The organism is Bowmanella pacifica (assembly GCF_014645355.1).
In the GTDB taxonomy this organism is placed as follows: Bacteria; Pseudomonadota; Gammaproteobacteria; order Enterobacterales; family Alteromonadaceae; genus Bowmanella; species Bowmanella pacifica.
Genome location: NZ_BMLS01000001.1, coordinates 405,469 through 426,875 on the forward strand (window position 1 = coordinate 405,469; position 21,407 = coordinate 426,875).

Consider the following 21,407-nt stretch of genomic DNA (forward strand, 5'->3'; position numbering starts at 1 on the left):
CTTCGTTTAGATTGCGTCGTTGTCAGTTTCACCGGTACGGATCCTGACTGCATGTTCCAGGTCAAAGACGAACACTTTGCCGTCTCCAATCTTGCCGGTTTTCGCCGCGTCAACTATGGCTTCCACCAATCTGTCTACGTGGTCATCCTGCACGGCTATGTCCAGCTTTACTTTGGGCAAGAAATCCACCTGATATTCTGCTCCGCGATACAGCTCGGTATGCCCTTTCTGACGCCCAAAGCCTTTGACTTCGGTAACGGTCAGGCCATCTATGCCGATTTCTGAAATCGCTTCACGAACATCATCAAGCTTGAAGGGCTTGATGATGGCACTGACTAATTTCATCTTGTTGCTCCTGAAGTAATTGTTATTGGTTGACAGCAGGATCCAAACAAATGCCATGCCAAGTGAATTTTTCATTTAAATTCAATAAATTGTAAAAATACTGACGGATAATTTCGGTACAACATGCACCATCAGAGTGCTATTGCACAAAAATGCACCAATAACGTGCAGTGAAGATACAGGTTATTGCCAGCCCTTAACTGGGGTAAACTGGCAAAGCTTGCAGGATACTTATAAGGAAATCGTCGTGACGCGCAGTTGTTTACTGATCTTATGTCTCATCCATGGGACGGCGTTCAGCCAAACCACAGATACAGAAACCGCGGATGATACAGAGCAAACCGAAACTCTGGTGACCGAGCGATTGGTGTCAGACAAGGCAGCCCTAATCAATCCTTATGCTATTACTCAGCACAAGCCTAATTATCTGCTCCCTTTCAGTTATCAAAAGAACCCAAATCAATTGGGAGAAGATGGCTTTAGCCAGGGCAATGTTGAACACATGGAAGCCAAGTTCCAAATTAGCGTAAAGATGCCCATTTACCGACCTGACGAAACCTCAAGCTTAGAAGGGCTGTACTTTGGCTTTACCGCCAAGTCTATGTGGCAGGTTTACAACAGTGAAGTATCTAAACCATTCAGGGAAACCAATTATCAGCCGGAAATATTTTATAACTTTGATGCCGATGTGAAGCTATTAGGTTATCAGTTTAACCTCGCCCAAATTGGTATGGAGCACCAGTCTAATGGTCAAAACCAGTTACGTTCTCGCAGTTGGAACCGTATTTACGGCTCGCTGCTATTTTCCGACCAAGACTCGTATTACTACCTGCGTGCCTGGTACCGTATAAAAGAAGATAAAAAGGAAGATCCACTGGATCCTCGAGGTGATGACAATCCAGATATCACCCATTTTCTCGGTCATATGGAAGTAGGATATGGCACGCAAATGGGTAACTTTAAGTTGATGACGATGATCCGTAACAATCTTAAAACCAGCGACAACAAAGGCAGTATAGAGCTTAACCTGACCTATCCCATCAACGACAGGTACGAAATTTTGCTGCAATATTTTAACGGCTATGGTGATTCACTTATTGACTACAACAGGCACCAGCAACGTATCAGTCTGGGGATTCAACTGGCGTACTTTTAATAGTTAACAAGTCAAGTTGCCTAAGTACAATCAGGGCGGTTTCGGCCGCCTTGGTAAAATAGTCCCGATTGATACGCTCAATTTCATCCCATTCCGTATGATATAAGCGATGTTCCCCGACTCCCAGATACAAGTAAGGAATACCAACCTGACCAAATACCGCATGGTCACTGGCGCGGTCATAGTTAATCCAACCATGGCCACGATAGCCCCTGGCAAGCCCTTCCAAGCCGGTTTCAAGTTTCAGGGGCGCCAAATCGATGCTCGCTTGCACGGCACCGATGAGTTGAGGATACCGTTTGCTGCCACCTACCAACAATCTATTATCACCCTGTCCCAACATGTCCAGATTCAGATTAACCATGAGCGTGGCAAGCGCCACGGGTGAAGCCTCAACAAAAGCACGGGCTCCGTAGAGCCCCTTCTCTTCTGCATCGGTAGCAAGAAATATGACAGAATGTTCAGCCGGCTGGGCTTTCATCGCAGCAGCCAGGTAGAGTAGTACCGCAACACCAGACGCATTGTCGTCAGCACCATTAAAAATACGCTGTCCTTGGCTCCCCAGATGATCATAATGAGCACTAACAACAAGATAACGTCCTGGATAGCGTTTTCCTGGCAACCACCCGAGTAAATTGACGCCAGATAATTTGCCAAGCACAAAGTGATAAGTAAATGGCATCTCATAACTATCATCAAAGGTTTGCAAATTCAGCTCAGTAAATACCTGCTTGATGTAATTGCGGGCAAGCTCTGCTCCTGGACTTCCGGTTTCCCTGCCTTTCATTTCATCACTGCTTAGCACCTGCAAATGCTGCCAAAGCAGTTCGTCAGCAGCGGCATCAGCAACCAACCACATCAGCAGTAAGACGAAGCCACAAATACGCATCAAAGTTTGGTCAGCAAGTTCAGCTTACTTTGATACCTATGCTCATCGTGGTCATTGACCGAGCGCCGCTTGGCCAACTTCAGATATCGCTCAGTCAGGGCTAGATCGCCTATCTCATAATAAGCCTTGGCCAAGCCAAAGTAGAATTCATGTTGCTGGCGATTAAGCTCTATCGCCCGGCGGTAATGGCCAATGGCCGCGCGCCAATGGGCCAATTCATATTCCTGTTCACCTAGCAAAAAATGATAGAACGGATTACTGGCGCGCTGTTCCTCTAATGCCTGGATAATCTGTTGGGCTTGAGCCTGACGACCGGTCATATTGTAAATAACCGCCAGATTTTCCTGTGCACTGCGGCTGCCTTCCAGTTGTATAGCCCGTTGATAGCTTTGTTCAGCGGCCTCAAGCAAACCATTTTGACGATAAAGCACCCCTAAATTCACCCATGCCTCAGCCAGCGACGGATCCTTGAGCAGTGCCGCGCGGGAATATGCATAGGCTTGTTTGGCATTGTGGTGCACCAGTGCATCGGCCGCTTTGTTGTTATAGAACATGGCCAATACTCTTTGCTTACTGACGGTTCGACTGGGTAATCTGGCACTCATCACTTGTGGATCAAAGTCCACCTCAACCGCCTGCGCACTGAAATAAATGGTATTGGGCGAGCGTTTGGGAGTGATTCGCAAATTTACGTGCCCATTAAGAAAGCTATAACCATCACGGCGGGTCCAGAATTCTGGTACATCAACCTCCTGAAATTCGATCTGCATTCCCGCCTGCGTCGCAAGGGCGTATGTCATAATTGACATCGACAAACAATTGGCCGCCCGATTGTGGAAGGTATCTTGGGCAATGGTGTTGGCTTCATTGTCATACAGCAGATTCAAGCTTGCCCGTCCAAACACAGCCCTAACCAGTTGCTTGGCGGCAGCCTTGGGCTCATTCGCTCCGGCACTGACCTTTTCTGCGAAGCGAATCATATCTTCATCCAGGGCAAAAACCTCTTGCTCGGTTTCCACCTGAAGCTGATCAAATCCAGAAAAATGCGTATCCATAAATAGAGGCTGAGGGGGCTTAGCAATAACCGACGGCGACGTGCTGCTACACGCCATCATACCAACGCTGACCAATGCAACGATGAGCAAGTGAAGTAACTTCATCGAATCGCTCCAAACATGGTGCTTACTTTACCTTAGTTGGCGATTCACAAGCTCTCAACACTTTGCGTCCCTGAAACTGTAAGCTGCTGTTTCCTACCTTGTGAGTGTCATTGCCCCTTTTGGCTTCCCGGCATTTGCGGTACAAACAAAATATAGGGGGTTTCAATAGGTTGACCAGGAATGCGATTGGCTGGCGCAGCCTCCCCTGCAGGGCCCAATGCCCTGATGTAGGTATAAATTGCTTTTTGATCTTCGCGGGTCATGGCCTGTAACGATGGCCACGGCATCGGGGGCAAACCACCCATCTGAATTCTGGCCAGCCATTGAGACCAGTCCATGGACGCCACTTTCAGTCTGAGATTACCGGCATAACTAACACCCCAAGGACCAGCAAAACCAACCTGGTCGCCAAGCAGCCATTGCGCTTCGGCCACCTTGCCGCCCAACAGGGCATAGTCTTTGGTGTGGCAATCAGTACACCCCGCTATTTTTACCAGGTAGCGGCCCCGGTCTACCGCCGATTCCGCCGCCACACTTTGACAAGCCAGTACCATCATCACACTAACAATTGCGATTTTCATCACAGTCTCCAGATAAACGAACAGCACAAGTCTAGTTGTTTATCTGAAAGTGGGCCCTTAGTGTTGTGCTGCGCTTGCCTTAAGGTAACCCTTAATTCTGGTCTAAGGATTGGCGCGATCAGCCTCCCTGACAGACTTAAACTCGGCGCCATCTTTCCATGCAGGCCAGGCACTTCCATTGGCAAGCTTCTCAACCAGGTTATAGATCAGGTTAAGGTCCTGCTCGACACCGTCGTATTTCCAGGTTGGCAATACCTCGTCATTGGGCTTGTGGTAACGGTTAGCAATGTAATCCGGGTCGCTGTCACCTAAATCCATAAATAGCAGTCCCGGTACTCCATGTTTGGCCAGAGCAAAATGATCGGAACGGAAAAACAAGCCATTCTGGGGGTTGGCATCCAGTTTGATTCGACGTTGTTGCTGACCGGCCGCTTTCGCCAACCAATCTTCAAGCTCCTGCAGTCCATTGCCATACTGCAGGACATAATCCGTTTTACCTGTCATATTCATGCTATCAATATTCAGCAAAGCAACCATTTGTCTGGTCGCCACCGGCGGCTTCTCTGCAAAGGCTCTGGCCCCAAGCAAACCGGTCTCCTCGGCAGTAAAAAAGGCCAGCAGGACAGAACGGGATAGCGGCGTTTCACTTTGGGTCAGCATTCTGGCCAATTCCAACACCCCAGCAACCCCAGTCGCATTATCAACGGCCGCGTTAAAGATGCTGTCTCCTTTCACGCCGACCTTCTTACCAAACCCATCCCAATGCGCAGAAAGCACAATGTATTCATCGGCTTGTTTTTGACCAGGAATCAGACCAACGACATTGCGACTCTCTCCCATCTGACGCCAGTGCTTACTGAGCAGATTGGCCTTTATGCCTAAGTCCAAAGCCTTGAATCCAGGTTTAGCCGCTGCCGCTTTTAAGGCATCAAAATCCAGCCCCAAAGATGAAAAAAGCCGACGAGTTGCCTCGGTCTGGATCCATCCCATGGCGTCCAGCTCTGAGGCATTATTATCCTTATCTACCAGGGTAAATTTGGTGCCCGTGGCGCCGGACTCGACAACCGACCAGGGGTAACCTGCCGCCCCGGTTTCATGAATAATAAAGACCCCGGCTGCACCGCGGCGAATAGCCTCTTCATACTTGTAAGTCCAGCGACCGTAATAGGTCATGGCGTTGCCACGAAATAACGCCTCATCCTGAGTAGCGTAGCCAGGGTCATTGACCAGCATCAGTAAGGTTTTCCCCCTTACATCGAGATCTCGATAGTCATGCCAATCAAACTCAGGCGCGTCTATGCCATAACCAACAAACAAAACCGGAGAGTCCAGCAATTGCGTTTTGGCGGCCAACTGCTGGGTACGAGAGACAAAGTCCAGCCCCGGCTTAAACACCTGCTCCCCTAGCGTTAACTGCATATCTTGTGAGGCAGCAATACCAGCCATCGGCACTTTTTGCACATAATCACCAAAATAACCTGGCTGAATCCCCATTGCCTTTAGCTGCGCAACCAGATATTGCACTGTCTTCTCTTCGCCTGCAGACATAGGCGCCCGCCCTTCAAATGCATCCGAAGCCAATTCAGTGACATGAGTTTGGTAGTTTGTCTGCGAAAAACCTGCCGGTGTATCTGCTGCAAACACAGAAAACGCCAGGGCACACAGACAGCCGGGTAAGATAGTACGCTTCATAGTAAACCCTCTGTTAAGTCTTGCTATTCGCCAGGTCTATCTGCTCCAACAACCAGCCACGAGCAGATTCAATATTGTCAAAAAAGGCATGGGGCATATCAGCCGCTACATAAATCTGGTGCCATAGCTGCTCCCCTAATCCAGGATAATTGGTGTCGCTAAGCACCACTGCAGCAGCCACCATACCACTGGCGCATGAGCGACCAATAGACAGATTCATTAATTGCACGGCATCATGTGTCAGTAAGGACTCACCGTGCAACACAACCAGATTACCCCAGGGCTTGCCTGCCAAGGCTTCACGATGCTGCGCAACGGCCATCTGATATTGTTCAATCAACTCAGCGTTGCCCGGCCCTTCCCCATGTAATAGTAAAATCCGTCCTTCTATCTGCAGACTAAAACTGCCATGGGCTAAAAATTTTTCCATTGTCCCTACCGATTCTTCGATCGTTATTGAACCTGCATTGTAACCAACCTTTGACGCAGAGCCAGCAGACAATTTCACCGTGATTTGCTTAGCTTTTTCCCCAAAACACTGTCGACCTTTTTTACAGGTCAGATAGAGGGGCAGATATTACTTATTGAAAAATAAGGAGTAAAAAAACGGCGCGAAAAATGCTTAATTTTCATACTAACACTGAGACCTGCAGTTTAGGCCCCGGCAAAGTATCGAATCTAACCATGGATGGCTGATTCACCATTTATGTTGGAGTCGATAATGAAAAGAAAGTTACTACTTGCTGCTCTTTTGGGCTGCGCAGCGCAATCACAAGCCGCCATGATAGACCTGACCGGTATCGGTTATGCCACCTATGGCGATTTTAATTCTTACTCTCTCCCTATTGGTCAATTGCAGCAAGGCTGCACAGGCCCTGGGTGTCCGTTACATGTTCCGTCCTCGCCAGGGCAAATCAGCGACTTGATCGTGGTTGCAACCGGGTCCTCTGGTATGCCGGTAAATACCAACTTTGCCGGCATGGACAATGCTTATGCCACCCCATCAGGGGTCAGTGGTTCAAACTTTTTCAGTACGGGGACCACCAGCGACCCCAATGAAGTTTCGACTTTCTTCGGCGATAATAGCAACACTTGGGATTCATCACTGTTGGCACTGAAAACCTTTCTGGCCGGCGACCAGATGGTCATGTTTTTTAACAACAACAACCTAAACGGCGGTAATCTGCAAAGCCTGGCTGCCTGGGCGCAATTGGAGATCACCGACAACAATGGCAATCGGGTTGCCATATATGACTTTACCAACAACAACAAACCCTATGCCTTAGTATCAGAAGGTGGCGGCGGTGAGTTTCTTGGCGATCCAACCAACTACACCTCAACCGGCGCAGGCCCCACCATAGGGGATAATAGTGCTACCGACTATGTGCTGTCCGGTGGCCCTATCTGTATAGACTACGACCTGATCCCTGGTGTTCCCAGCCCAGTATCTTGTACGTCGCCAGATGCCGATGAAGGCCCGATTAATCATAACCTGGGGGCAGACGAGGCAGCCTACGCCATTGTTGCCCCTGAACTGAACACCCTGTTGGCGGGACTATTTGGGCTGGATGATGCCACGCTGGCCAACTACACCATGCATATTGACTTAAGGCTGGGTTGCGACCCCTTATTTGGCCAGGCAACAGATGAAATCTGTACTGGTGAAGTATCGGGTTACGGCAAAAATATTAACAATGGTTATGAACAGTTGTTTATCGGTACCGCAACCTTTGACCAACCACCGAGAATACCAGAGCCACACATACTGATGCTGTTCGCATTAGGCATGTTGTCACTGGGAGTGAGCAGGCTGAGAAAATAGCCGCATCACGCTGCTACTTTTATTCCAGGCCCAGAAAACCACCGGTTTGATGGGCCCATAACTTCGCATAAATGCCCTTTTTCGCCAGCAATTCGGCATGAGTACCAGATTCTACGACTCGCCCTTTATCCAACACCAGCAATCTATCCATGGCTGCAATAGTCGATAGACGATGGGCAATGGCCAGCACGGTTTTGTTTTCCATCACCTTATTCAGACATTCCTGAATAGCCACTTCCACCTCAGAATCCAACGCCGAGGTGGCCTCATCCAAGATAAGGATGGGCGCATCTTTTAGCATAACCCGGGCAATAGCAATACGCTGACGCTGACCGCCAGAGAGCGTGACACCGCGCTCGCCAACATGGGCATCGTAGCCGGTACGGCCGTGCAGATCAGACAGATTCTGAATAAACTCGTGCGCTTCCGCCTGTTTGGCTGCTCTTATCATGTCTTCTTCACTGGCATCCAGCCGCCCATACAGAATGTTTTCCCTGACTGATCTATGCAGCAAGGAGGTATCCTGCGTCACCATACTGATATGCTCCCGCAGGCTTTCCTGACTCACCTCGCGAATGTCCTGACCATCGATCAAGATCTGCCCGGCGTTAAGATCATAAAAGCGCAGCAGCAGGTTAACCAAGGTAGACTTACCTGCCCCGGATCTTCCCACCAACCCGACTTTTTCGCCTGGCTTTATCTGGATATCCAGCTCGTCAAACACCTTATTGCGATTGTCATAGGCAAAGGAAGCATGACGAAACTCAATACTCCCCCCCTGAATCTCCAAGGGCCTCGCATCTGCCTGGTCTTGCACAGCCACAGGCTTAGACAAGGTATTCATACCGTCTTGCACTGTGCCGATGTTTTCAAATAAACCTGCTACTTCCCACATAATCCATTGCGACATGCCATTGAGGCGCAGTGCTAGGCTAACCGCCACAGCAATATCTCCGGGGGTTGCCAATTCATTCAACCACAGATAAATCGCCAGGGCACTGGTGGAAAAAATCAGCAATGCATTGCTAAACCACACACAAGCGTTCAGTACCGTTACCAGACGCATCTGTGGATATACCGTAGACAAGAACTTTTCCATACTGTCACGGGCATATTGTGTTTCACGATTGGTATGCGCGAACAATTTCACCGTTGTGATATTGGTGTAACTGTCGACAACCCGGCCAGTCATAATGGAGCGCGCATCGGCTTGACGTTCAGAGACTTTTTCCAGCCGAGGCAACAGCACTTTCAGAATGCCTACATAAACCAAAAACCACACAGCCAATGGCAAACTAAGTCGCCAATCGACGGCAAAAACCACCACAAAGGCACTGATAAAGTAAACGCTCACATACACCATCAGGTCCAACAGTTTGAGAACCGTTTGCCTGACCGACAACGCTGTCTGCATCACCTTGGTCGCTACTCTGCCGGCAAATTCATGCTGGAAAAAGCCCAGGCTTTGCCCCAACAGGTAGCGATGCGCCTGCCAACGAATACGCATGGGGAAGTTCCCCAGCAGGCCCTGATGATTAACTAATGAGTGTAAAAAGACAGTGCCGGGTAACAGCAGCAGAATCACCACTGTCATCCATAACAAGCTGTGCCCTTCTTGCTGCAAAAAGGTAGCCCGGTCACGGGTCGCGAACCAGTCAACCAATTGGCCCAGATAACCAAATAAGCTAACTTCCAAAATGGCGATCAGGGCACTTAGCAAAGATAGGCTGATCAAGATCCGCTTCATGCCTTTACAGTAATACAAGCAAAAGGCCAGCAAGTTGCCGGGAGGCTGCTGGGGAGATTCAGCAGGGAAAGCCTTTACCAGGCGTTCAAACAATCCAAACATTGACGTACCTTTATGAGTCGCAGTTACCGGGCTAAAAATACCGCGGTGCTGATTTCAAATCTGACTGACAGAGGGGCTCCACTTTCCCCTGCCGTCAGGAAATCAAGCAGGGGTAATGGGAGATAGTGCAGCGAATGCTGAAGATAACCTTTATAGCTTTCTGGCCCGAAAGCGACGACCTTTAATTTTACCTTCCCTGAGATAGGCCAGGCTGCGCTTTACGCTGCGCGCCTTTATCGCCACATAGGTCTGATTATCCAACAAATTAATCTGACCCACATCAACGCCTTCAATGCCACCATCTTTAGTCAGGGCACCGAGAATATCGCCGGCACGCAATTTATCTTTACGCCCTCCGTCGATACAAATGGTACGAAACGCCGGTTCACGAATGGCTCGGCCATTGTAACGAACCCGTTCAATGTCGGCCCAGTTGATAGCTTGCTGCTGAGATTCTTCCACCGCTGCTGCCCGGGACGCTTCCTGTGCAGAGCAAAGCGTCAGCGCCAGTCCCTTTTTATCAGCCCTGCCGGTGCGACCAATACGATGGATATGGGTGTCAACATCGCTGGCCAGGTGATAGTTAATCACCGCATCCACATCTTTAATATCCAAGCCTCTTGCCGCCACATCGGTAGCCACCAACACAGTCAGACTACGCTGGGCGAACTGTAGCAACACTTCTTGGCGCTGACGCTGCTCTAAATCACCATGTAGAGCCAGGGCACTGAAGCCTTTATCTTGCAAATCATCGGCAACCTGCTGACATTCGGCCTTGGTGTTACAAAACACTATTGCCGCTTCAGGTTCGTAGTGCGTCAACAAACAACGCAAGGCATGCAAACGCTTGTCTTCGCTGATTTCATAAAAAAACTGAGTAATTTTATCCTGGCTATGCAGACTTTCTACCTGGATGCGTTGCGGTTGTTTCTGCAAGCTGCGACTGATGTGCTCAATCCCCTCTGGATAAGTCGCAGAAAACAACAAGGTTTGACGGTTAGCAGGGGTCGCCCTGACCAACGCATCAAGGTCATCGGCAAACCCCATATCCAGCATGCGATCCGCCTCATCCAAGACCAGCGTATTCACTTTGCTTAAATTCAGATTCCCCCGACGCACATGATCCAACACCCGCCCGGGAGTGCCTACAACAATTTGCGCGCCATGTTGCAAGGACGCCACTTGCCCCGCCATTGCCACACCGCCGTATAAGGGCAACACTTTGATATTATCGAGAAACTTCGCCAGTTTTCGTATCTCACCACAGACCTGCTCAGCCAGTTCGCGGGTGGGACATAACACCAGGGCCTGCGTTGCGGGTGATATGGGTTCGAGCCGGCACAGCAACCCAATGCTGAACGCTACGGTCTTGCCACTTCCAGTACTCGCCTGAGCTGTCACATCCTGACCGGCCAGAATGCTGGGTAAACTGGCGGCCTGAATCGCCGTCATATTGGTGTACCCCAGTGTCAGCAAATTGTCCTGCATTGCGGCAGGCAAAGCTAAAGTGGAAAACGCGTTACTCATTTGCTCTAACCATGACAATAAAATCGGCCGCTAGTTTACCTCATTGAGTTAGTGCAGAATGTATTAATTGTGCAATCCATCTTGTAAAACGCCTGCTTGCCCTCACTTTAGGCTCGTTCTTTGGCAACCAAATACCAACCATGCAGTCCCAATTAAGTTCACAAACAGCGTCAACGTCTTCATCAGCCGTCCAGCGCTTACTAGAGCGCTCCTGGTTTAGCAACGGCATCATCGCTCTGATCTTGCTCAATGCGGTAACCCTAGGATTAGAAACCACCGCCTTTGGACAGGCCAACATCCAGTTCTTGCGTTGGCTGGATACTATTATCCTGTGTGTATTCACTCTGGAGTTGAGTCTTAAGCTGATTGCTTATCGGCAACATTTTTTTCGCTCCGGTTGGAACTGGTTCGATTTGATTATTGTGTTGCTGTCCTGGTTACCCACCAGCGGTCCGCTTGCCGTATTGCGGGCTTTCAGAATATTGCGGGTACTGAGGTTATTCTCTGTGGTGCCGCAAATGCGCCGGGTAATAGGTGCATTGGGCCATTCCTTACCTGGCATGGCGTCTGTGGTAGGTGTGCTAGGCATTATTTTCTATGTCTCAGCAGTACTAGTCACTAAGCTGTTTGGCACTCATCCTGATGCCAATATGCAGGAATGGTTTGGCAGCATCGGGGCCTCCGCCTATACCCTATTTCAGGTGATGACGCTGGAAAGCTGGTCCATGGGTATTGTCAGGCCTACCATGGAACTGTTCCCCTGGTCCTGGCTGTTCTTTGTGCCCTTTATCATTATCACCAGCTTTGCGGTGCTGAACTTATTTATCGGGATCATTGTGGATGCCATGCAAGTTATGCATGAAGAGGACGTTAGCCGCCATCCTGAATCAGCACCGGCCAGTAAAGAAGACATTCAAAAACTGCAAGCACAGCTACAAGCGCTAACGGACAAGTTGGATATGGCCAAAAACAACGATAAAAAAAGCGGCATTTAGTGCCGCTTTTAATCATTCAATCAAAGCCTTAGCGCCACTGACTAGCCTCTCTGAACTGGGCAAAATACAGGGTGTTATCTTGCAATTGAAGAGTGAAACCAAAGTCCTTGCGATAGCGGGTTAACCACTGTTCGGCCAGATATTTAAATGCCGGGCTTTCTTTATAACGAGCTGCTGCTTCCTGCCACTCTCTCACCTGACTTATAGGGCTATCCATGGACATTGCCAGGTAAGTGGTTTCCACCTGATGTTGGTAAACATTCACAATATCACTGCAGTCTTCTTTTAACTGCATACAAAAATAGCTGATACCTGCACCAGAAAAGAACAGCGCGTTAACCCTGTCCTTCAGCAAGGCCCCTACCGCCTGTTCCCAGGTGGTATAAGAGACGATATTTTCCAGCCCGGCCTCGATAAGTAGCTGTTCCCTGAAATCACCCCGTTGTACACCAACAGCAGGCAAAACGGCTAAATCGGATAACTTATCCAGGCGTTTTATCACACCATTTTTGGCAAACAAAGCATGGGGATTACGGGTGATCGGGGTGATCCAATGAAAACGCGCTTCGCGTTCAGCATTGCGCACCATAGAAAACACCATCAGGTTGGCTTCCGTGCTGGCGCGCAAATACACTCTTGCCCAGGGGTGCAACAAAATAGGCGCGTGGCTGCTGGTCTGCTGTTGGATCCCCTGCACCAATTGCACGGCATAGCCATCCAACTCCCCTTTGTCATTGGTATAAACAAAAGGGGGCTCAGGATGCGTCAGAATAACCAGCGGATCTTCGTGCGCCCATCCCCATTGGCTCAGCAAGAGTGTAGTGACAAATATCCATCCCTGTTTCAACATTGCTCTCTGCTCGCCGATTTATACCACTATGAAATCTTCAACTTCCAATTCACCAATTGGCCAGCATGGAAGGGCACAATGGGATTCCCATTAGGAAGGGTTATCTGCTCAGGGATTTGCCAGGGTTCGCGCACCAAAGTGATGCTGCCCGGATTACGGGGCAGCCCGTAGAAGTCGGCGCCGTAGTGGCTGGCAAAGCCCTCTAGCTTATCCAGACATCCCAGCTCTTCAAATACCTGAGCGTAAAGCTCTATTGCACTCCAGGCGCTGTAGCAGCCGGCGCAGCCGCAGGCAGACTCCTTGCGGTGTTTTTCGTGCGGCGCCGAATCCGTGCCCAGGAAAAACTTAGTTGAGCCAGACGCAACAACATCCCGTAGGGCTTGCTGATGGGTGCTGCGTTTCAGTACCGGTAAGCAGTAATTGTGTGGACGAATGCCTCCCACCAGCAAGTGATTACGATTAAGCATTAAGTGCTGAGGAGTAATAGTGGCCGCCACGTGGTCTGAAGCCCCACTCACAAACTGTGCCGCATCGGCAGTAGTAATGTGTTCCAGTACCACCTTCAGTTCAGGGAAATTGGCCACAATTCGTTGCAGGTGCCTGTCAATAAACACTTTTTCTCGGTCAAAAATATCGATATCAGCATCTGTCACTTCACCATGGATCAGCAACAACATCCCTTGTTCAGCCATCTCAGCAAAAATGGGGAATAACGCATCTAAGGCAGACACCGCAGCATCTGAGTTAGTGGTTGCGCCAGCCGGATAGAGCTTGGCAGCAACAGCACCGGCAGCTTTAGCCGCTCGAATATCTTCCACGCTGGTCTGGTTAGTCAGATAAAGCGTCATCAAGGGTTCAAAATCACTATTGGCCGGTTTGGCAGCCAGAATGCGCTGACGATACGCCACCAACATTTCGGCATCAGTCACAGGAGGAACCAGATTAGGCATAACAATAGCCCGACGGAAGCAGCGCGCAGTGGCCGGAACGGTTTCCTTTAAGATGTCGCCATCGCGAAAATGCAAATGCCAATCGTCTGGTGTAGTAATGATCAATTCTGTCATGAAATCCTCGGTCTTATCCTGTTACGCTGCATGTACTGAATAGTCTGTACCCGGTCATTATGCCAGAACAGTCAAAGTCGTTGTGTAAAATCACATAAATTTACAGCTTGCCGTGACAGCCTAAGCGCGTAAATAGTAGACTGCACAGAGTTTTTTCTGTGCATTTGTTGCTTAAGTAACATACTCAGGTAATAGTTATCGCCGCAAGGCTCTCTCGTCATCGCGGTACGAATCAAAAGGTCTGTACAATACAACAAGGAGTACTGTTGATGTATTTACGCTCGCTTCTGACACTGTTGGTTATGCTAACAGCGTTGAGTGCGACACCACCTATCAGTGCCGAGCCGCTACGAGATTATTTCGCCGAAGCCTGGACGACACAGGATGGCCTGCCGCATAACAGTGTCAACAGCATTGTACAGAGCCCCGATGGCTATCTTTGGTTTGCAACCTGGGAAGGCGTGGTTCGCTACAATGGCCGGCAGTTCAAACATTTCGGTTGGGGTAAAGACACCCACCTGAGAGACTCGGGAATTCGTACGCTCGCCATCACGCCCCAAGGAGATCTGCTGGTTGCAGGCTCCCGTGGCAGTTTTGCCCGCTACAGCGAACAGCGCTGGCATGCCATGCCACAGTTAGACGCCAGAATTAACCAGGTACTCTCAGATCATCAGCAACGCCTGTGGATTGCCACGAATAACCAAGGGCTTTTTGTACAAAAACCAGATGGGCAAATCGCGCACTTTAATCTGCAACATGGCCTCCCATCACTGAGTGTTAAAGCCCTTTTTGAAGATAATAAGAACCAGTTATGGTTAGGCACCACTGGCGGTCTGGCGTATTTTGACGGGCAAAGTTTTCACATCCAGCAAGATATTCCCAATGCGCCGGTTGTCAGTCTGGCGCAAGACCGCCAAGGACGTCTGTTAGTTGCTTCAGAGCGGGGTATATACCGACAATCAGAACAGGGCTTTACGCTCTTAGACTCATCGATACCGTCCCACGGCGTCAGTCAAATCCTGGTAGACAATCATGACGCCATCTGGATTGGCACCATAAACCACGGTCTGTACAGGTTGCATCAGGGGCGCCTTGACCATAAAGGCATATATGACGGATTGCCAGACAGCCGCATCAAAGCGCTTTATCAAGATCGTGAAGGCAGCATATGGATTGGCACCAACGGTGGTCTGGTCAGACTGAGAAAAGCGAATTTCACCACTATTAGTAGTCGAAGCGGTTTAGTTGGTGACTATGTACGTACTGTGCTTTCCACCAGCGACGGGGCTTTACTGGTGGGTACCAGTAACGGGCTGTCACGCATTGTTCATGGTGAGGTCAGTACCCTGCCTCTACCATTACCCAGTGGCGATGTGCCCTCTATTCTCAGTCTGGCAGAAACCGCCTCTGATTACCTGCTCGGCACCTATAGCCATGGTTTGTTAATACTGAATAAAGTCACCGGCCAAGTAACGCAGTTTGGTACGGAACAGGGATTAGCAGCTAACCATGTGCGCTCCTTATTCGTTGCCTCGGATGGCACAATATGGATAGGTACCACTCGAGGACTGAACCGACTGTCCAAGGGGCAACTAACTCACTTTGACAAACAAAATGGCCTAAGCGATGAATATATTATGGCCATCAGCGAAGACCCCTATGGTGGCATCTGGCTTGGTACCGAAATGAGCGCCCAGGTCATTCATGGAGATCAGGTCACCAACCTTGATATTACCCAACATAGCGAAGCACGCTCTGTCTATGGTTTCTACCCAGACCAAAGTGGCCGTTACCTGTGGTTAGCCACCGACAGAGGTTTGATCCGTTATCGTTATGAAGACGGCAAAACTCACCTGATAGGCCGTCAGCAAGGCTTACCCATTGATAAATTCTGGCAAGTTCTGGAGGACGACGAAGCAGCCCTTTGGCTAACCTCCAACCTGGGTATGATAAGAATCCCGTTGGAAGCGGCCAACCAAGTGGCAGACGGACAGCTGGAAAAAGTCGAGTATCGGGTATTTGCAGATGGCGATGGTATGCTGAGTTTTCAGGCCAACGGCACATCCAGCCCGGCTATCGCCAAAGACGCGAAGGGGGACATTTGGGTTGCCACGGCCAAAGGCGTGGTAAAAACCAGCCCCTCAGATATCCGCCGCTTAAACCCATCCAGTTTGCCGATGCAATTGGAGGCAGTGGAGATTGATGGCGTAGATATGACTATGAATCTGCCGTCTGAGTTACCCGCTCATACCAACAGAATTCGCTTCGAGTTTGTGGCCTTGGGCTACATCATGCCACAAACCATCCAGTACAAAACTCGCTTGCAGGGCTTTGATAAAACCTGGGTGGAGCGAAACACCAGCAATATTGCTGAATATACCAACCTTCCGCCGGGAGATTATATCTTTGAAGTCGAAGCAGCCTACCCCACCTCAGAAAGAGGCAAAGGGTTAGGTAAACTGCGTAAACCCTTCAGTATTGCGCCGGCGTTTTGGCAACGCAAAGAAGTCATAGTGGCAGCGCTAGTCTTAGTCGTCGCCCTGTTATTTATTGTTGTCAGCGCCAGGGAGCATATCCTCAGACACCAATCAGAACAGCTTAAGAGACGGGTTAATGAACAAACCCAGGCACTTCAGGAACAAGCGCAGCGATTTGAAAGACTGGCGCTACAGGATCAATTGACCGGCCTTGAAAACCGGCGCTCATTTGACAGCTTCCTGAAGAATCTTGGTAAGCAAACACATCGTAATGTGCTTGCCTACGTTGCCATCTTGGATATCGACCACTTTAAACGTATTAATGACACCTGGTCACATGACACAGGGGATCAGGTGATAAGAGAGGTGGGCCGCATCATCACCCATAACACCCGTCCGGGCGATCACGCCGCTCGCTGGGGAGGCGAAGAGTTTTCCTTAATCATTAAAGATGTGGATGAGTCCACCGCCGTGAATATTTGTGAGCGTATTCGCCAGCAAGTAGAAATGGCCGACTTCAGTCATATCGCCTCAGGCCTGCAAGTCACTATCAGTGCGGGCTTAAAACGCTGCGATGAGTCTGGCAATCATCACCGCACCTTAGTGCTGGCCGACCAGGCTCTTTATCATGCCAAGGAGAATGGTCGAAATCAGGTACAGCTATGGCAGGCCGACTTACCGGCCCGCAACAGCCACAGAACCAACCTGGATACTTAACCTTCAGTGGACAGCAACTGCAGGATATTCTGTCCAACAGGATATTCCTGCTTGCTCCAGCCCAAACGCACAAACACCAAGTTCCACGACGGGATAATCATCACAACCTGCTTTCGATTCCCCAACATCGCATAAGCATCGGCCGGCAGCTCAGGCCAGCGTCTGGCCGATATCTCGGTCTGTGCGCCACTGTTCAACCAAAATTGGTAGCCATACCTGTCATCATTTTCGCTCTGATTCGGTTTTAGCGCCCGTGCCACCCAATCAGCGGGAAGAATAACGTCATCTTGCCAGACCCCACCATTTAGCATTAGCGCCCCCAAACCGGCCCAATCCCGGCCGGTAGCGTAAATGTAAGAACTCCCCACCATAACGCCACTGGGATCAGGCTCTATCAGTAAATGCGTTAGTCCCAGCGGTGCAGCCAGTTGCTGATAAAGTAAGTCTTGCAACCCTTGCTCACTGCCAAGCTGGTTTCGCATATAACGCATAAGCAAGTTAGTGGTACCGGACGAATAGGCAAAAAATTCACCGGGGCTTCTCGTCGCCGGGCTCTTTAGCGGCAACGCGGCGGCGGCATGCGCTGCAAACAACATTTTGGTGGCATCAGTACCTGGGGCATAAGTTTCGTCAAAGCCTAAACCACTGGTCATCTGTAACATATGCTCCAGGGTGATATCCGCCCGTGGGTCAAACTGCCATTCAGCAAAGAGCGGCTCCTGCGCAGTTGCCCGTTCCCCCAGTGCTTGCATCCTGCCCACTAACATGGCTGTGACACTTTTACCCATCGACCATCCCAGCAAAGGCGTGGTGGCTGATATACCCGGCCCATAAGCTTCCGCTACTATCTGCCCGTCTTTGACCAGCAACAAAGCCCGGGTGTCCAGACCATTTTGGTTATCCTGCTGCAATATAGCCTGCAGGCTTTTTTGCCAGTCTGGTTGAATATCCAGCATCAGGGCTTTGTTCTCGTCAGGCACATAGCTTTGCGCCCCTTTGAGAGTGTCTAAATCTTGCCTATCATCAATATCAAGGGTGCAACCCAACCCTGGACGATAATGGGCGCTGGCACGACCTATTCCCAATAACTCCGCCCGAACGCCATCCTCTGTATAACTTAAGGTCAGCAGGCTGTTAACCGGCGAATATGAGGCCAGATCGGCAAGCACGCGCTCGTCATCAAAGTCACTGATAAAGTGCGCGGAGCAGCCAAGTTTGGCGCCCATGGCGGCCGCCACGTCGAAAGCAGCAGGCAACCGCCATAATCCAAACCCCAACCAGCCAGGCGAACTCACGAACACAACGGCCAGCAAAATCACCGCCACAACAACTTTTTTCATCGGCCTTCCCGCTTTTTTTGTCCATCCTGTCGATGCCTGCCAACCCAGTCAAGAATCATGTCTGGGTATTTTTGCTGGCAATCAGAAAAGGCTTATTTGATACTGAACGTAATTCACGTATTGAGTACGCCAATGACCGGACCATTCCAATTTACCTGCCACTATGATCCGGCTGTCTCTGTTATCAGGCTGATGGCAAAAGGCGCAGCCCTCCCAGACGATATCCATCAGATTTACCAACAGGCGCTGGTAACGGCAGAACAAAACCACTGCAATAAGGTGTTGCTTGATGTAACTAACCTACACCTGAATTATGACAGCAGTCAGGTGATGCAGGTGTTTGAGAGCCTTGACCCTATAATCCGTCAGATGCAAATTGCCCGGCTAGTGCCTCTGTCTGAGTTTAAACATGATTTGATTGAAGAGTTTGCCGAAAAGCGGGGCTACGCTTTGAAAAACTTTTCGAATCTAGAGCAGGCGCTGGCATGGTTGAACGCTTAGATCGCGTTTATCCAAGGCAGAAAAGCTTGACCCGCCTTTACCCCACATGCTCAGAATGATTCCCTGCCAACGGAGAGATTAAATGAAAGCACCTGTTCTGGCTGGTGTCCTGGTATTTTTGGGACTTACCGCTTGTAGTCAGGCCCCGGAGCCACAACCGCTTCCTTCCCCTACTCCCCAGCAGGTTTCTTTTACCCGTGATATTCAGCCCATTTTAAATAGCCGCTGTCTGGCCTGCCATGGCTGTTTCGACGCCCCTTGCCAACTTAAATTCGAGTCGGCCCAGGGGCTGCAACGCGGTAGCCATCCTCAGGAAGTCTATAACGGCACTCGCAGTGAGGCGCAAACCCCAACCCGGCTTGGGATTGATGCCCACACTGAACAGCAATGGCGGGAATTGGGCTTCCGCTCGGTGTTAAATCCGGACGAGTCTGGTCAGTCTTTGCTGTATAAAATGTTGCAACTTGGCAAGCAACATCCCTTCCCGCCAAACAGCAAGCTACCGGATCATATTGAACTGGGCATCACCCGACACAATCAATGCCCAACCAATGAACAGTTTGACACTTATGCCAAGCAACACCCACTTGAAGGCATGCCTTTGGGCGTAGCGGCGCTGAGCGATCAAGAGTATGCCAAGCTGGCCGCCTGGTTGGAGCAGGGTGCCCCTTTTGACAAGCAGCCAGCCCCCATAAGTCAGGCTGACCAAAAGCATATTCAGCAATGGGAGCGCTACCTTAATCAAACCAGTCCAGAACAACAGTTGGTAGCGCGCTGGGTTTATGAACACCTCTTTCTGGCCCATTTGTATTTTTCCGACCAAGGGCAGCAAACCCGCTATTTCAGCTTAATGCGCTCCAGCACTCCGCCTGGACAGCCACTGAAGCCTATCGCCACGGCCCAACCCAACGGACCTTATGACGGACCGGTTTACTATCGTTTGCAAGCCATCAATGACACCCTTGTACATAAACGCCATATTGCGCTGCTGTTGGATGATGCCAAGCGCGAGCGCATTGACACGCTGTTTTTTGCCACTGACTGGCAGGTCGAACAATTACCAGGTTACGCCTATCATGACAGGGCCAATCCTTTTACCACCTTTGCGGCAATACCCGCCCGGGCCCGCTATCAATTTATGCTGGACAATGCCGAGTATTTTATTCGCACCTTTATCCGCGGTCCGGTTTGTCGCGGTCAAATAGCCACGGACGTCATCCGGGATCATTTCTGGACCCTGTTCCAAACCCCCGATCAGGACTTGTTTATCACCCATCCTGACTATGCCCAAAAAGTCTCCCCCCTGCTGGGTATGCCAGGGCAGGATGACGACATACTGGATGCCGGTAGCAACTGGTTTACCTATCGAGATAAGCGCAACCAATACGCCCAACTGCGTACCGAAGCCTATCGGCGATATCACCCACAAGGAGCGGCCCTGAGCGATATCTGGAATGGTGAAGGGCAGAATACCAACGCCCTGCTGACGGTGTTTCGTCATCACGACAGCGCCTCGGTGCAACGAGGTTTGATTGGCCAACCACCGCAGACCATCTGGTGGATGGACTTCCCCATACTTGAACGCACTTACTATGAGTTGGTGGTGAATTTTGATGTGTTCGGCAACCTCGCCCACCAGCTGCAAACGCGTTTGTACTTTGATTTAATTCGCAACGGCTCAGAACAAAATCTGTTACGTCTGTTGCCGGCAGAGCATCGTCAGACGTACTTAGAGGAGTGGTACCAGGGTACGGGCTTAATTAAACGCAAATTCAGTTATGCGCCGGTCGACATCCAAAGCCCAGTGGCCGAGTCCTATCAAACCGCGCAGCCTTATCAGGAACTAACACAAAAGCTACTCAGCGAATTCTCTGCCATCAATGCCTTCGCTGAAGATCCACTAAACCGCTGCCAACAAGATTCTTGCGCAAGAACACAAGAGGACGACTGGATACAGCAAAGTGATAAACAGCTTACCGAGCTGAGCCAGTGGCAAGTAAAAAATACCCCCGCTATGCACTGGTTACCTGAAGTCACCTTGCTGCGAGTGCATAAGGATACAGAAGATACGCTCTATACCCTTTTGCGTAACCGAGCCCACTCCAACGTGGCCTTTATGCTCGGTGAGTCGCTTCGTCATCAGGAGGAGCGTGACAGCCTGACAATTTATCCCGGCCTGATTGGCAGTTATCCCAACTTTATCTTTGATTTGCCGGCCCAGAGCCTGCCATTGTGGCTGGAAGCCATGAAGGGCGTAAAAACCGAGAAGGACTTTGAGCAGGTTGTGCAGACATTTGGTATCAGACGCACGCATCCAAGATTCTGGCAGGTGCTGGAAGCCATTCAAGCATGGCACCGGCAGCAACAGCCACTGGAAGCAGGGGTATTAGATATTAATAGGTATAAGAACTTGTAAACCGCAGCCAGGCTGCGGTTTACCTT

The 21,407-nt window shown here is 50.1% G+C and carries 17 protein-coding genes; 6 read left to right on the forward strand and 11 right to left on the reverse strand.

Annotation, left to right across the window (positions count from 1 at the left end):
- Positions 1 to 6: 6 nt before the first annotated feature.
- Positions 7 to 345, reverse strand: coding sequence for a P-II family nitrogen regulator (gene glnK / locus IEX02_RS01670; protein WP_188689374.1), 339 nt, complete (start codon positions 343 to 345; stop codon positions 7 to 9).
- 247 nt (positions 346 to 592) lie between these two features.
- On the opposite strand from glnK, the gene IEX02_RS01675 reads away from it, so the two are divergent.
- Positions 593 to 1,501: a phospholipase A gene (locus tag IEX02_RS01675; RefSeq protein ID WP_229701984.1), complete on the forward strand. Its 909-nt coding sequence runs from the start codon at positions 593 to 595 to the stop codon at positions 1,499 to 1,501.
- Here the strand turns inward: IEX02_RS01675 and IEX02_RS01680 are convergent.
- From IEX02_RS01680 to IEX02_RS01700, 5 genes are all read right to left on the reverse strand, one after another.
- Positions 1,470 to 2,390: a M20/M25/M40 family metallo-hydrolase gene (locus IEX02_RS01680; protein WP_229702091.1), complete on the reverse strand. Its 921-nt coding sequence runs from the start codon at positions 2,388 to 2,390 to the stop codon at positions 1,470 to 1,472. The two genes, IEX02_RS01675 and IEX02_RS01680, sit on opposite strands and share 32 nt — an antisense overlap.
- A complete protein-coding gene (locus IEX02_RS01685; protein ID WP_188689382.1) occupies positions 2,390 to 3,550 on the reverse strand; it encodes a tetratricopeptide repeat protein in 1,161 nt (386 codons plus the stop codon). Before IEX02_RS01685 ends, IEX02_RS01680 begins: the two co-directional genes overlap by 1 nt.
- Before the next feature lie 107 nt (positions 3,551 to 3,657).
- Positions 3,658 to 4,131 carry a cytochrome C gene (locus tag IEX02_RS01690; protein WP_188689385.1) on the reverse strand — a complete coding sequence of 158 codons (474 nt, stop codon included), beginning with the start codon at positions 4,129 to 4,131 and terminating at the stop codon, positions 3,658 to 3,660.
- A gap of 102 nt (positions 4,132 to 4,233) precedes the next feature.
- Positions 4,234 to 5,823 (reverse strand): M28 family metallopeptidase, encoded by a 1,590-nt coding sequence (locus IEX02_RS01695; RefSeq protein ID WP_188689388.1) that lies wholly within the window; start codon positions 5,821 to 5,823, stop codon positions 4,234 to 4,236.
- Positions 5,824 to 5,836: 13 nt separating this feature from the next.
- Positions 5,837 to 6,253, reverse strand: coding sequence for a hypothetical protein (locus tag IEX02_RS01700; protein WP_188689391.1), 417 nt, complete (start codon positions 6,251 to 6,253; stop codon positions 5,837 to 5,839).
- Between the two features lie 291 nt (positions 6,254 to 6,544).
- On the opposite strand from IEX02_RS01700, the gene IEX02_RS01705 reads away from it, so the two are divergent.
- Entirely contained in the window at positions 6,545 to 7,645 is a 1,101-nt protein-coding gene (locus IEX02_RS01705; protein ID WP_188689394.1) for a hypothetical protein, read from the forward strand.
- Positions 7,646 to 7,664: 19 nt separating this feature from the next.
- Here the strand turns inward: IEX02_RS01705 and IEX02_RS01710 are convergent, their stop codons facing one another.
- Entirely contained in the window at positions 7,665 to 9,494 is a 1,830-nt protein-coding gene (locus IEX02_RS01710; protein WP_188689398.1) for an ABC transporter ATP-binding protein, read from the reverse strand.
- A gap of 150 nt (positions 9,495 to 9,644) precedes the next feature.
- On the reverse strand, positions 9,645 to 11,021 hold the full coding sequence (dbpA, locus tag IEX02_RS01715; RefSeq protein ID WP_188689401.1) for an ATP-dependent RNA helicase DbpA: 1,377 nt from the start codon (positions 11,019 to 11,021) through the stop codon (positions 9,645 to 9,647).
- A 140-nt stretch (positions 11,022 to 11,161) separates the two neighbouring features.
- On the opposite strand from dbpA, the gene IEX02_RS01720 reads away from it, so the two are divergent.
- Positions 11,162 to 12,016 carry an ion transporter gene (locus tag IEX02_RS01720; RefSeq protein WP_188689404.1) on the forward strand — a complete coding sequence of 285 codons (855 nt, stop codon included), beginning with the start codon at positions 11,162 to 11,164 and terminating at the stop codon, positions 12,014 to 12,016.
- Between the two features lie 28 nt (positions 12,017 to 12,044).
- Here IEX02_RS01720 and IEX02_RS01725 read toward each other — a convergent pair whose 3' ends face one another.
- Together IEX02_RS01725 and pyrC are read right to left on the reverse strand one after the other, a co-directional pair.
- Entirely contained in the window at positions 12,045 to 12,866 is an 822-nt protein-coding gene (locus IEX02_RS01725; RefSeq protein WP_188689407.1) for a substrate-binding periplasmic protein, read from the reverse strand.
- Positions 12,867 to 12,892: 26 nt separating this feature from the next.
- A complete protein-coding gene (gene pyrC, locus IEX02_RS01730) occupies positions 12,893 to 13,930 on the reverse strand; it encodes a dihydroorotase (RefSeq protein WP_188689410.1) in 1,038 nt (345 codons plus the stop codon).
- Between the two features lie 269 nt (positions 13,931 to 14,199).
- Between pyrC and IEX02_RS01735 the strand changes: the two genes are divergently transcribed.
- On the forward strand, positions 14,200 to 17,124 hold the full coding sequence (locus IEX02_RS01735) for a ligand-binding sensor domain-containing diguanylate cyclase (RefSeq protein ID WP_229702093.1): 2,925 nt from the start codon (positions 14,200 to 14,202) through the stop codon (positions 17,122 to 17,124).
- Here the strand turns inward: IEX02_RS01735 and IEX02_RS01740 are convergent.
- Positions 17,121 to 18,464: a serine hydrolase gene (locus IEX02_RS01740; RefSeq protein WP_188689415.1), complete on the reverse strand. Its 1,344-nt coding sequence runs from the start codon at positions 18,462 to 18,464 to the stop codon at positions 17,121 to 17,123. The genes IEX02_RS01735 and IEX02_RS01740 overlap by 4 nt on opposite strands.
- A 132-nt stretch (positions 18,465 to 18,596) precedes the next feature.
- On the opposite strand from IEX02_RS01740, the gene IEX02_RS01745 reads away from it, so the two are divergent.
- Entirely contained in the window at positions 18,597 to 18,965 is a 369-nt protein-coding gene (locus IEX02_RS01745; RefSeq protein WP_188689417.1) for a hypothetical protein, read from the forward strand.
- A gap of 82 nt (positions 18,966 to 19,047) precedes the next feature.
- Positions 19,048 to 21,381, forward strand: coding sequence for a fatty acid cis/trans isomerase (locus tag IEX02_RS01750; RefSeq protein ID WP_188689420.1), 2,334 nt, complete (start codon positions 19,048 to 19,050; stop codon positions 21,379 to 21,381).
- The last annotated feature ends 26 nt before the right edge of the window (positions 21,382 to 21,407 follow it).

Bases quoted from the DNA above. Each gene is read 5' to 3' on its own strand.
- IEX02_RS01690 (WP_188689385.1), bottom strand. From the start codon at position 4,131: ATGAAAATCGCAATTGTTAGTGTGATGATGGTACTGGCTTGTCAAAGT.
- pyrC (WP_188689410.1), bottom strand. From the start codon at position 13,930: ATGACAGAATTGATCATTACTACACCAGACGATTGGCATTTGCATTTT.
- IEX02_RS01700 (WP_188689391.1), bottom strand. From the start codon at position 6,253: ATGGAAAAATTTTTAGCCCATGGCAGTTTTAGTCTGCAGATAGAAGGA.
- IEX02_RS01735 (WP_229702093.1), top strand. From the start codon at position 14,200: ATGTATTTACGCTCGCTTCTGACACTGTTGGTTATGCTAACAGCGTTG.
- IEX02_RS01725 (WP_188689407.1), bottom strand. From the start codon at position 12,866: ATGTTGAAACAGGGATGGATATTTGTCACTACACTCTTGCTGAGCCAA.
- IEX02_RS01680 (WP_229702091.1), bottom strand. From the start codon at position 2,390: ATGCGTATTTGTGGCTTCGTCTTACTGCTGATGTGGTTGGTTGCTGAT.
- IEX02_RS01745 (WP_188689417.1), top strand. From the start codon at position 18,597: ATGACCGGACCATTCCAATTTACCTGCCACTATGATCCGGCTGTCTCT.
- IEX02_RS01720 (WP_188689404.1), top strand. From the start codon at position 11,162: ATGCAGTCCCAATTAAGTTCACAAACAGCGTCAACGTCTTCATCAGCC.
- IEX02_RS01710 (WP_188689398.1), bottom strand. From the start codon at position 9,494: ATGTTTGGATTGTTTGAACGCCTGGTAAAGGCTTTCCCTGCTGAATCT.
- IEX02_RS01705 (WP_188689394.1), top strand. From the start codon at position 6,545: ATGAAAAGAAAGTTACTACTTGCTGCTCTTTTGGGCTGCGCAGCGCAA.
- IEX02_RS01695 (WP_188689388.1), bottom strand. From the start codon at position 5,823: ATGAAGCGTACTATCTTACCCGGCTGTCTGTGTGCCCTGGCGTTTTCT.
- glnK (WP_188689374.1), bottom strand. From the start codon at position 345: ATGAAATTAGTCAGTGCCATCATCAAGCCCTTCAAGCTTGATGATGTT.
- dbpA (WP_188689401.1), bottom strand. From the start codon at position 11,021: ATGAGTAACGCGTTTTCCACTTTAGCTTTGCCTGCCGCAATGCAGGAC.
- IEX02_RS01750 (WP_188689420.1), top strand. From the start codon at position 19,048: ATGAAAGCACCTGTTCTGGCTGGTGTCCTGGTATTTTTGGGACTTACC.
- IEX02_RS01740 (WP_188689415.1), bottom strand. From the start codon at position 18,464: ATGAAAAAAGTTGTTGTGGCGGTGATTTTGCTGGCCGTTGTGTTCGTG.
- IEX02_RS01685 (WP_188689382.1), bottom strand. From the start codon at position 3,550: ATGAAGTTACTTCACTTGCTCATCGTTGCATTGGTCAGCGTTGGTATG.